The 10,968-nt window shown below is 34.6% G+C and carries 12 protein-coding genes; 9 read left to right on the forward strand and 3 right to left on the reverse strand.

The genetic code is table 11. The features are described 5' to 3' along the window. The first annotated feature begins 385 nt into the window (after nucleotides 1–385). From B3P23_RS11265 to B3P23_RS11300, 8 genes are all read left to right on the forward strand, one after another. Nucleotides 386–1,039, forward strand: a complete 654-nt coding sequence (locus B3P23_RS11265) for a TetR family transcriptional regulator C-terminal domain-containing protein (RefSeq protein WP_293925977.1) — start codon at nucleotides 386–388, stop codon at nucleotides 1,037–1,039. A gap of 82 nt (nucleotides 1,040–1,121) precedes the next feature. Continuing rightward, a complete protein-coding gene (locus B3P23_RS11270; protein ID WP_293925979.1) occupies nucleotides 1,122–2,438 on the forward strand; it encodes an ABC1 kinase family protein in 1,317 nt (438 codons plus the stop codon). Beyond that, nucleotides 2,439–2,594 carry a DUF2256 domain-containing protein gene (locus B3P23_RS11275; protein ID WP_293925982.1) on the forward strand — a complete coding sequence of 52 codons (156 nt, stop codon included), beginning with the start codon at nucleotides 2,439–2,441 and terminating at the stop codon, nucleotides 2,592–2,594. Beyond that, nucleotides 2,546–3,847, forward strand: coding sequence for a DASH family cryptochrome (locus tag B3P23_RS11280; protein ID WP_293925985.1), 1,302 nt, complete (start codon nucleotides 2,546–2,548; stop codon nucleotides 3,845–3,847). Before B3P23_RS11275 ends, B3P23_RS11280 begins: the two co-directional genes overlap by 49 nt. Then, a complete protein-coding gene (locus B3P23_RS11285; protein ID WP_293925988.1) occupies nucleotides 3,835–5,313 on the forward strand; it encodes a cryptochrome/photolyase family protein in 1,479 nt (492 codons plus the stop codon). The genes B3P23_RS11280 and B3P23_RS11285 overlap by 13 nt, the downstream gene beginning before the upstream one ends. Continuing rightward, the gene (locus tag B3P23_RS11290; RefSeq protein ID WP_045752289.1) at nucleotides 5,313–5,594 is read left to right on the forward strand and encodes a TIGR03643 family protein; all 282 of its coding nucleotides are present in this window, start codon (nucleotides 5,313–5,315) and stop codon (nucleotides 5,592–5,594) included. The genes B3P23_RS11285 and B3P23_RS11290 overlap by 1 nt, the downstream gene beginning before the upstream one ends. A 60-nt stretch (nucleotides 5,595–5,654) precedes the next feature. Further along, nucleotides 5,655–6,353, forward strand: coding sequence for an SDR family NAD(P)-dependent oxidoreductase (locus tag B3P23_RS11295; protein ID WP_293925991.1), 699 nt, complete (start codon nucleotides 5,655–5,657; stop codon nucleotides 6,351–6,353). A 215-nt stretch (nucleotides 6,354–6,568) separates the two neighbouring features. After that, nucleotides 6,569–6,868 (forward strand): hypothetical protein, encoded by a 300-nt coding sequence (locus tag B3P23_RS11300; protein ID WP_293925994.1) that lies wholly within the window; start codon nucleotides 6,569–6,571, stop codon nucleotides 6,866–6,868. A 192-nt stretch (nucleotides 6,869–7,060) separates the two neighbouring features. Here B3P23_RS11300 and B3P23_RS11305 read toward each other — a convergent pair whose 3' ends face one another. The 3 genes from B3P23_RS11305 to B3P23_RS11315 form a co-directional block, all read right to left on the reverse strand. Continuing rightward, nucleotides 7,061–7,639 (reverse strand): nuclear transport factor 2 family protein, encoded by a 579-nt coding sequence (locus B3P23_RS11305; RefSeq protein WP_293925996.1) that lies wholly within the window; start codon nucleotides 7,637–7,639, stop codon nucleotides 7,061–7,063. A 121-nt stretch (nucleotides 7,640–7,760) separates the two neighbouring features. Then, a complete protein-coding gene (locus B3P23_RS11310; RefSeq protein ID WP_293925999.1) occupies nucleotides 7,761–8,774 on the reverse strand; it encodes a hypothetical protein in 1,014 nt (337 codons plus the stop codon). Between the two features lie 61 nt (nucleotides 8,775–8,835). Beyond that, complete coding sequence (locus tag B3P23_RS11315) at nucleotides 8,836–9,366, reverse strand: NAD(P)H-dependent oxidoreductase (protein ID WP_293926002.1); 531 nt, start codon at nucleotides 9,364–9,366, stop codon at nucleotides 8,836–8,838. A 96-nt stretch (nucleotides 9,367–9,462) separates the two neighbouring features. On the opposite strand from B3P23_RS11315, the gene B3P23_RS11320 reads away from it, so the two are divergent. Continuing rightward, the gene (locus tag B3P23_RS11320) at nucleotides 9,463–9,825 is read left to right on the forward strand and encodes a winged helix-turn-helix transcriptional regulator (RefSeq protein ID WP_045756547.1); all 363 of its coding nucleotides are present in this window, start codon (nucleotides 9,463–9,465) and stop codon (nucleotides 9,823–9,825) included. Nucleotides 9,826–10,968: the final 1,143 nt, after the last annotated feature.

Here is a 10,968-nt window from a genome sequence, read left to right on the forward strand (position 1 = left end):
ACTAAAATCAATCAGAAAGATACTAAAATGGAAATGTGTAAGCTGGATTTGTTAGCAGTCTTAATTTCATTGTGACATCAAGTTCTTCCTAATTTACATTTTCTAGAATGAAAACCTCTCCTTTAATGCAGTGGAAATAAAAACATACATGAAACAAGGGAGCAAATCGATGTTTTTAGTCACATAACCTCAATGTGGCTCTCGTATTTTTTAGAAGATGAGTGGATCGTAGCTATTCCACAATCGACTCACATGTTGACTTGAACCCTATATTTTTAGCACTAGTCTTATTTTGAATCATTGAAACAGTGTAATATTATACTTTTGTTTATTACATTAGTATAATTTATTACTAAATTGTCTGGTGTAAGATATAAATACAAAAATGGAAAATCTAATGACAGCAGATAAAATATTTGAATTGTACGGAGAGTACATTTTGAATCACGGCGAAAGACCAAAAAATATTTATCGTTTCGCAAAGGACAATGGGTTTGAAGAGAAGGATTTTTATGATTATTTTTCAAGTTTTGAGCAGATTGAAAAATCAATGTTGGTTAATCTTTTTGATAAATCTGTCGCATTGGCATCAGAGGCTCATATTGGGGATGAGATGACGTCGAAAGAAAGGCTTTTGAATGTCTATTTTATCTTTTTTGAAAATATGACGATGAATCGTTCCCTGATTTTGATGATTTTAGGAAATGACAAATTACATTTCGCAAAAATTTCAAATCAACTCAAAAAGACGCATCGAGATTTTATCAAAACGCTTGATTTTAACGATTGGAGCATGATTAAAGAGGCACAAGATGATGTGAGAAATTTTCATCAAAAAGCTAGAGAAGAAGCATTTTGGCTTCATCTGGTTTCTGCTATCGAGTTTTGGAAAAAAGATACTTCTCCAGCATTTGAAAAAACAGATATCTTCATTGAAAAGACTATCGATACAGGATTTGAACTGATGGATAATGAACCTTTGCGGAAAGTAGTCGACCTGGGTAAGTTTTTATTCAAAGAAACATTCAGAAAAGCTTAAAGGACAAATCTGAATTTTAAATTTTCTGTATTTCAATCAAAATAATGGAAATTCTTCAGTGTATTAACAATGAAATTTTAAAATGAAAACACTCCATAAAATACCGACAGGAAAGTTAGAACGAACAAGCAGTTTGTTGAAAGCCGGTGCCAAAGTTGGCGTTAATTACATCAAATATTACGGAAACAAAATTATTAAGGATGAGGATGAGGCTCGGAAAACTTTAAATGAAGATAATGCGACCGATATTTACGATTCTTTAAAAGAATTGAAAGGTTCTGCTTTGAAAGTTGCCCAGATGCTGAGTATGGAGAAAAATATTCTTCCGCAAGCTTACGTTGAGAAATTTTCTTTATCGCAATTTTCTGTTCCACCGCTTTCTGGTGCTTTGGTGAAAAAAACTTTTAGAAAATATTTTGGAAAAAATCCAGAGGATTTATTTGATGAGTTTACTACTGAATCTGTTAATGCGGCAAGTATCGGGCAAGTTCATAAAGCGAAGAAAGATGGTCAAAATTTTGCTGTCAAAATTCAATATCCTGGTGTTAGAGATAGTATTTCGAGCGATCTGAAAATGGTAAAACCGATTGCGATGAAGATGTTTAACATTAAAAAAGAGGGTTCGGAATCGTATTTTCAGGAAGTGGAAAATAAATTGTTTGAGGAAACTGATTATGATTTGGAACTAAAAAGGAGTCAGGAAATTTCTGAAAAATGTGCTCATCTTCCGAACCTGGATTTTCCGAAATATTATCCTGAGTTTTCTTGTGAAAGAGTCATTACGATGGATTGGATGAACGGAAAGCATTTTTCAGAGTTTACAAAACAAGATCATTCACAGGATGATCTGAATAAAATCGGACAGACGCTTTGGGATTTTTATATGTACCAAATGCATGTTCTGAAGCAAGTGCATGCGGACCCGCATCCAGGAAATTTTTTGGTATCGACAGATAAGAAGCTGCTTGTGATTGACTTTGGTTGCATTAAGGAAATTCCGAATGATTTTTACAAACCTTATTTTGAATTGGCTAAACGAGAGAATTTGGATAATCCTGAATTTTTCAAAGAAAAATTATACCAGTTGGAAATCTTGTGTGACACTGATTCTACAAAGGAACTGGAATTTTTTACCAAATTATTTTACGAATTACTGGAATTATTTACAAGACCTTTCAATACGGTGAATTTTGATTTTTCTGATGAAACTTTCTTTCAGGAAATTGCAGATTTAGGTCAGCGGTATGCGAAACTGAGTAGTATGAAAGGGATGAACACCAACAGAGGTTCGAAACATTTTATTTATATGAACCGAACATTTTTTGGTTTGTATAATATGATGCATGATTTGAAAGCGCAAAATATCGTCATCAATCAATATCAAAATTTCATTCAATAAATGCCTGCTAACTTACCTTCAAAGATTTGTGAAGTGTGCGAATTGCGCTTCAATTGGCGGAAAAAATGGGAAAAAAATTGGGACGACGTAAAATATTGTAGTGAACGATGCCGGAAAAACAAAAAATCAACATTCTCTGGTTCGGCAACGATTTAAGAATTAGAGATAACGAGTCACTTTTCAATGTCATGCAGGAAGATTTGCCTTTTCTTGCACTATATATTTTTGACGAAACTTTTTTCTGTTCGGCACCACTTGGTTTTAAGAAAATTGGAAAATTCAGAGCTCAATTTTTGCTGGATACAGTTTTGGATTTGAATAGTAATTTAAATCAAAAAAATATTCCGTTTCTTAAAAAAATTGGACGAACTCAGGATGTATTTAATCAAATTTCGGGGCAATTTGAGATTGAAAAAATATTCTGTCAAAGTGAATGGACTCAAGAAGAAGTCGTTTTGGATAATAAAATCAAGCGTATTTTACCAGGTGTAAAATGGGTTAAATCTTATTCCCAACTGTTGCTTCAACCTAATTTCGTGGCTGAGAAATTAGATGAAATTCCTTTATTGTTTACTAATTTCAGACAAAAAATTGAGAAAGATTTTAAAGTTAGAAATGAATTTGATTGTGAACATTTAGTGAACAGAAGGCCAAATTTAGATTTGCAAATAGACAGCGATGACATCACATTAAAAACGTTGGGTTTCGATGATTTTGAAGTGCATCAATCTACGGCTTTTCCATTTTCGGGTGGAGAAACAGCAGCTATACAACGATTGAATGCTTATCTTTTTGAAACTAAAAATCTAAGTTGTTATAAAGAGACAAGAAATGGTTTAATCGGTGAAGATTACAGTAGCAAATTTTCTGCCTGGCTTGCAAACGGAAGCTTGTCTGCTGTATCTATTTTCCACGAAATCAAGAAATATGAGTCAAAATTCGGATATAATGAGTCAACTTATTGGCTTGTTTTTGAGCTATTGTGGCGTGATTTTTTTAAATATACTTCAATGCGATTTCGGGATAAAATATTCCTTAAAGTTGGGATTTTAGAAAGAGATGTTCAATTTAAATTTGATCAAAATTTAGTGAATGAATGGATAAATGGCGAAACAAATTCTGATTTTATCAATGCCAATATGCTGGAAATTAAAAATACAGGCTGGATGAGTAATCGCGGACGTCAAAATGTAGCTTCGTACTTTTGCAAAATTCTTAAACAGGAGTGGAGAATTGGTGCCGCATACTTTGAAGAAATGCTGATCGACTATGATGTTCATAGCAATTATGGAAATTGGATGTATCTAGCAGGTGTTGGAAATGATCCAAGAAGTAGAATTTTCAATGCTGAAAAACAGGCCGAACTGTACGATCCAAACCACAAATTCAGAAATTTATGGCTACAGTAAAATCATCAACGGCACAATTGATATTTCCGCATCAGCTTTTCAAAAATACGGATTATCTGGACAATGATCAGCCGATTTTTTTGTTGGAAGAGTTTCTCTTTTTTAATCAATACAAATTTCACAAACAAAAAATTGCCTTGCATAGAGCGAGTATGAAGTTTTATGAGGGTTATTTAATCACAAAAAAATTTAAGGTTGAATATATTGAAAGTACGTCGCCACTTTCTGATGTCCAAAATTTGATTAAATATTTAGAAAAAGGAAAATTTGAGAAAATCCGCATTACTGATGTTTGTGACAATTGGCTTGAAAAAAGAATTAGGGAAACCAAATTGGAACTGGAAGTTCTTGATAGTCCTTTATTCATAAATACTCGGGAAGATCTTAAGGTATATTTTGAGAATAGAAAATCCTATCATCAGACCGATTTTTACAAGCAGCAGCGCGTTTTTCGAAATATTCTGATGAAAGATGGCAAGCCTATTGGTGAAAAATGGACTTTTGATACGGAAAACAGAAAAAGATATCCTAAAAATAAAAAAGCGCCGTTCATTAATTTTCCTGAAAACAGCATGTATTTTGAGGAAGCTAAAATATATACTAATCAAAATTTCAGTGATCACTATGGCAATTTAAGTTCTTATCAACGGTATCCTGTTACTTTTGAGCAAGCAGAAAATTGGTTGAATCAGTTTCTTGAATTTCGATTTGCTGATTTTGGAGTGTATGAAGATAGTATCGTGGGTGGTGAAAATTTTTTGCATCATAGTGTGCTTTCGCCTTTGCTTAATATTGGACTTTTGACTGCGGATCGTGTTTTGAAAAAAGCAATCGATCACGCTGAAGAACATAAAATCCCGATCAATTCTTTGGAAGGGTTTGTGCGTCAGATTTTAGGCTGGAGAGAGTTTGTGAGGGGAGTTTATTTGTATCAGGGAACTTATCAGCGTAATAAAAATTACTGGAAACATCATAACACGCTTCCCCAGTCTTTTTATACTGGAACGACAGAAATAAAACCGGTAGACAACACAATTTTAAAAGTTTTAGAAACGGGATATGCCCATCATATCGAGCGACTGATGATTGCGGCTAACTTGATGAATCTCCTTAAAATTGATCCTGATGATGTTTATCAATGGTTTATGGAATTATTTATTGATTCTTACGACTGGGTGATGGTGCCGAATGTCTATGGGATGAGCAGTTTTTCGGATGGCGGAAAAATGAGCACGAAACCGTACATCAGCGGAAGCAACTATATCAAAAAAATGAGCGATTATATGGACGGAGACTGGACGGATAAATGGGATGGTCTTTTCTGGAATTTTGTGAATGATAACCGCAAGTTTTTTGAGATAAACCCGAGGCTTGGCATGATGTTGCTCACATTGGATAAAATGGAAGATGAGAAAAAATCCAAGCATCTTGAAATAGCAAAACAGACGATTAAAAATCTAAAATAATGACGAAAGAATTTGATTTAACACAAACGGACCGCATTATCGAAATGGCATGGGAAGACCGAACGCCGTTTGAAGCGATAGAATTTCAGTTTGGAATTACTGAATCTGAAGTGATTGAAGTGATGAGAAGAGTATTGAAACCTTCTAGTTTTAGACTTTGGAGAAAAAGAGTGAATTCGAGTGTAAGCAAGAAACATCTGATGAAAAGAAATCCTGAAATGGTGAGGTTTAAATGTACAAGACAACGAACAATCAGTCATAATAAAATTTCGAAACGCTGAAAGTTTTGTTTTTCCCAAACCTAGGAGGAGTAAAATTTAATATTAATAAAATATACGGATATGAAAAATATAGTTATCATAGGCTGTGGGCAAGGAATTGGATTTGCTACTGCAAAAATATTATCAGAGAGTCATCATGTGATTGGAATTTCACGAACTGAAAATCCTGAAGTTCGAAATTTGAATATGGAGTTTCATCCCATGGATATTATCTCCGGAGATTTGGGCGAGATTAATTTTCCTGATGTGATTGACGGATTGGTTTATGCGCCAGGAAGTATTAATTTGAAACCATTTAGTAGACTTTCAGTTGATGATTTTAAAAATGATTTTGAAGTCAATGTTGTGGGTGCGGTGAAAACGATTCAGAAATTATTACCTAATTTAAAAAAATCTGATAGTGCGTCGGTTGTACTATTCAGTTCTGTCGCTGCCAAGATCGGAATGCCTTTTCACGCATCGATTTCGGCCAGTAAAAGTGCTGTGGAAGGTCTGACTAAAAGTCTGGCGGCAGAATTGTCTGCTCAGAAAATTAGGGTTAATGCAATCGCACCTTCTTTAACGGACACAAAACTTGCTTCACAACTCCTTTCAACACCTGAAAAGCGGGAGGCTTCGGAAAAAAGACATCCGCTGCAAAGAATTGGTAATGGTGACGAAATCGCAGAAATGGTCAAGTTTTTACTTTCAGAAAATTCAGCTTGGATTACTGGACAGATCATCGGAATTGACGGGGGGATGAGCAACATCAAATTGTAATCATTTATTTTTTTCACCAAAAACCCATCGATTATCCAAGTGAATTAGAAAAAAACTTATCTACTGCTTTGAATTCAACGAAACACTAGCGAAAAGTCCTAATTGAAATTTTAGCTTGTATTGATATTCTTAAACCAAGTTTCTTATGACTGATTAATTGGAGGTTAATAACTGGACTTTTGTTGAATACTGGGGCTGTAAACAAACCTGTAATTTTGAATGTCTTATTCGATTTTCTACGAGGTAAAAGAAAATACTTATTAGAAGTGATAAGGGTACGTAATGAGGAACTTGCCTATCAATTTTGGACGTATACAGATTGGTATGGGCAAGACCCTGAATTTAAAATTAACCGTGGTAGTGACCGTTTTGTATATCTGCCAGGTAAAGGCATTATCGGCTGTTCCTTTGACTTCTATTTTTACTTTCACAGAAAGAAACTATCCATTGAATATACTGACTTTATGCAAAATATAAAGGAAGAGAAAGTGATGATCGCAGATCGTTATAAATAGAAAATTAGTCACCCTTCACCAATGATTATATGAAGGGTGACTATTGTTAAACCTACGGTGATGCGAACTATCGAGGCCATGTACTATTCTTACTTTGATGGGTAGTTTTGAATAGATTTATAATTCCTTCATAATCTTAAGCAGTTGTACCCATATTAGGATCAATATCTAGTTTCATTTTTATTCACTGATTCATTTGTCAAGATTTTCCTTTTCTATGACAAAAGCTTTCAATTCTGCAATTTTTCCATTTTCGAAGCGCCATATATCGCAATAATCATAGTGGTGATAAATGCCATTTGGCGCCTTCAAGGTGATTTCACCTGTCACGGTTACCAAGCTGCCTTCTTCAATGGTCGTTTCGACGGTAAATACAGGCGGTTCCACATAAAATTCTTTCATATAGGCTCGTACTTTATCTTTACCCTCGAGGATACGTTCACCTACAAAAACCCATTTTGTATCTGGTGTACAATGAGTTAGAAAATCCTCGTAATTTCCCTTTTTAACAAATTCATTTGCTTGATGTAATATCGTTGCATTTTTCATTTTTGTTTCTTTTTTGATGTGAATTGATTCATTAATGCTTGTATCTAGACTGCTGTCAGATAATTCCATTTCCAAGCTTTCTCCGTGATTTTCATTACAGTTATTCGTATTTTGAGCATTTGTAATTGTTCGGAATGTGTTTTGATTAGGAAGATATCTCATCGCTTGTGCAGTAATGCCGACTACTAGTAAGATGGATATAGTTAATGTCAGTTTTTTCACGTTAATATTTTATTTAGACGCCAATTCATTAGTTCTAATCTTGATCCTTGCTATTCCTTTCATATGCCTATTGCTAAGTCATGGCTTAGTTTAATAATGTTGATAATATCCGGATTAAGTATTATAAACTTTCAGAGGTTTCCTCCATCATTTCGATTCCGAAGCCTTTTAAGCGGGTACTGATATTATGACTTGGAACAATAGTTTCTGGAAGGTGTAAACCTCCAACCTTATGTTCCGGCTGCCCATTAAGTCCTAATATTTTTTCTGCAATCAAGTATACGCCAACAGCGGTTAGATGAGAATTTCCTCTCGGGTCCGATACGATTGTGCTGAGTTTTCTTTTTTCGCCGGATAGTAGGGTGCCTTCAATCGTCATGTATAAATCATGTGAAGCTTGCAAGCCTTTATTGCTACCTATTGATTCCCCTGTGATAAAATCGAACCGAATATTTTTCGCACTCGTAAAAGCGGCAATGCTCGGTACATCCAGTGTGCTAAGTGGATAACCTATTACTGAGGAATGATTGTACAAATCAATAGTTCTCGGGTTTTCCTTTGCTTGTAATGATAGCCAATTTCCCTCCTTGCGTATCAGAGCATTACCAACAAAACCACTGACTTCGTTGGCAACTAGTGGTCCAACACTATCCTTTGGGTCAAATAACCCGGCAATTTCGATCGTTTTTATATTGCTGAATTTATTCGCTAGTTGTTTAACCACAAGCGTTAATATTCCTGCTTGCCAATGTCCAGCGTATACAACTGGCGCAATGATCGTTTTGTGCAGGCCTAGAAATGCTGTGGGAGAAATTTGATCAGCTAATTCGCTGACGGCAATACACGCAATGCCCTTTAAGATAGCAGTCTCTCTTACTATATTACGATGATCATCCACTGCTGATATGATCAGATCAATTTTTTGAAAGGGACTTAAATCGAAGCCTTCTTCAAGGTTGATGTAAGCTGTTTCTGTATGATTTAATTCCTTCGCTAAAGATATTCCATTTTGAGGATTTCTTCCCGCTAGAATAAGTTCGATGTGAGGATCAACTTGTCTGATTAGTCGTGCTATGTGACTCCCAACCATACCGTAACCGCCTACAATTAATACTCGTTTTTTCTGTGATTCCATCTTGAAATTTTTAAATTATATACTTTTTACATTTAGCAATTCAGTTTAAGCGTGTGGTCTGTCAAAATTTATCTAGAAACTCCAAATATGATTTGACACCAAGCGCTAGATGGCTTTCCGATATGCTGTGCTCTATCCCATAAAAAGCAAATGGCACTTGGTAATTAACTTTGACATATTGAAAAGTCAGCTCAAAAGGTCGTGTGAGTTCCTGTAAGGTGTACTTGTATTTTCCTGTTCCATTCAAATCGTTTTCATCTAAGCCCAGAGATATCGCCAAGGCTATTTTCTTCCCTTGCATCCGATATCCGCTTTGACTGCCATATGCCCATCCATGAGTCAACACGTCATCAAACCACTGTTTTAAAAGAGCGGGGCAGTTAAACCAGTAAAAAGGAAATTGGAAAACAATTTTATCATACTGTTCGATTAGGCTCTGTTCGGCCAAAACATCGATATTTCCCTCTGGATAACTTTCTTGTAAATGGTGTACGGTATATTTTTCAGGATACTTAAGCAGTTCCTCAATCCATCTCTTATTTATCACCGACTTAGTTATATGAGGATGGACGACAATTATTAAAGTTTTCATATTTCAATTATTCATTTGTTGAAGACAAAGTTAGGGTTCCACATGAAGTTTTGTATATTGCCAGCTAATTGTTAGGTACTATAAATAATGTAAGTAATGAGTGAAATCAAACAAACCTCAACCAACTTTTCCAATAAGGCTGCTCTGAGCGATGAATGTCCGGAAGCATACGCCTCAAATATCATTGGCGGTCAATGGACATTGGTGATATGTTCTTGGTTGTTAAGTGGTAAACTTAGATTTGGAGAGCTAAAGAAGAAACTACCTGGTATTACTGAACGGATGTTGACTTTGCAACTGCGTAAGCTCGAAGAGAATAAAATAATCAGCCGGACTGTTTATGCTGAAGTTCCGCCACGTGTAGAATATGAAATGACAGAAATTGGATATGCGTTGAAGTCTGTTATTAAAGAGTTAGAGGCTTGGGGAGAAAGCCATAAGAAATTGACAGGTAAATAACCTAACATGCCTGTATGAAATCATTCGCTTTCTATTTTATTAGAAAATCAAATGATTGAAATTGACTTTAAGAAAAGTTAGTGATCAAGATAATTCACCAAAATCGGTTCTTTAATCTAGTTTTTGACAAGAATTTTATCCGAAAGTAGCTTATTAAAAAGATATTTCCATTGTGCAACGGAGAGTCGTACAATGGAAATATATACAAGAATAGCTTATTTGCTATTCAGTAATTTTTCTAAATATTCAACCTTCGATTTTTCGGCTTCAAGAAGGCGTTCGTAGAGTTTTTTGTTTTCTTTATAGACTCCGATGAGTTTGTCTATAGGATTGAAAGAAAATATTGGGTTTGAGCTCCAAGCACCGTTATAAGAACTATTGTCATTAAATGTCTTTATAATATTGAACACAGCTTTTTCACTAAAATTCTCAATTGCATCTGGAGTTACGTACAATATTTCGGCTACTTGAGCAAAAAGATCTGCTTCTATGAATTCACTTCTTTTTGTTAATGTTGGAAGGTTTTATTTTGAAAATGGTCACGTAAGTAGCAAGCAGTAATTTCGTGCCATTTAGATGTCCTGAAGCCATTATAACATTAATAACAAAGGATTTAGTTTTTTATCAAAAACCCATATGAATCTTTTGGCAAAAATGTCAGCTTCATTACCTTACCAGCACATGAGGATGGTCGTGTAGAAGTACGAGGGATAGTCGGAAAATATTACTATATTGATAAAGAGTTAGTAATAAAAATAGAAATATATACCGGTAGTATGTCATATATCTATTTTAGTCTTTAAAGTATAATTACTTCTATTTTATGATTTTTTTAAGGTCTAGATTGTATTGGATATTACCTGCTTTAATTTTTATTGGATTGAATATCTACAGCTATTATTCATCTGAAATTAAGGGAATAGGCTTTCCGTTTTTATTCTTAGAATTTGGCAGTAATAATGGCCAACAAGGTACGTCAATCAACATAGGTTTGATACCAATCAACATTTTATTCGATATATTTATACTTACATCGGCAATATTACTATTTTATTTTTTTTTAAAAATAACTAAGAGAAAATCCAATTATTAGAGCAATCAGAAGCTGGGCAGATCTGAAAGCTTCAATACAAAATAAAGCCA

This window comes from Sphingobacterium sp. UBA6320 (assembly GCF_002440335.1).
Lineage (GTDB): Bacteria > Bacteroidota > Bacteroidia > Sphingobacteriales > Sphingobacteriaceae > Sphingobacterium.

Excerpts from the sequence above, each read along its gene's own strand:
- B3P23_RS11290 (WP_045752289.1), top strand. The coding sequence starts at position 5,313 with ATGACGAAAGAATTTGATTTAACACAAACGGACCGCATTATCGAAATG.
- B3P23_RS11265 (WP_293925977.1), top strand. The coding sequence starts at position 386 with ATGGAAAATCTAATGACAGCAGATAAAATATTTGAATTGTACGGAGAG.
- B3P23_RS11270 (WP_293925979.1), top strand. The coding sequence starts at position 1,122 with ATGAAAACACTCCATAAAATACCGACAGGAAAGTTAGAACGAACAAGC.
- B3P23_RS11280 (WP_293925985.1), top strand. The coding sequence starts at position 2,546 with ATGCCGGAAAAACAAAAAATCAACATTCTCTGGTTCGGCAACGATTTA.
- B3P23_RS11315 (WP_293926002.1), bottom strand. The coding sequence starts at position 9,366 with ATGAAAACTTTAATAATTGTCGTCCATCCTCATATAACTAAGTCGGTG.
- B3P23_RS11285 (WP_293925988.1), top strand. The coding sequence starts at position 3,835 with ATGGCTACAGTAAAATCATCAACGGCACAATTGATATTTCCGCATCAG.
- B3P23_RS11310 (WP_293925999.1), bottom strand. The coding sequence starts at position 8,774 with ATGGAATCACAGAAAAAACGAGTATTAATTGTAGGCGGTTACGGTATG.
- B3P23_RS11295 (WP_293925991.1), top strand. The coding sequence starts at position 5,655 with ATGAAAAATATAGTTATCATAGGCTGTGGGCAAGGAATTGGATTTGCT.
- B3P23_RS11320 (WP_045756547.1), top strand. The coding sequence starts at position 9,463 with ATGAGTGAAATCAAACAAACCTCAACCAACTTTTCCAATAAGGCTGCT.
- B3P23_RS11275 (WP_293925982.1), top strand. The coding sequence starts at position 2,439 with ATGCCTGCTAACTTACCTTCAAAGATTTGTGAAGTGTGCGAATTGCGC.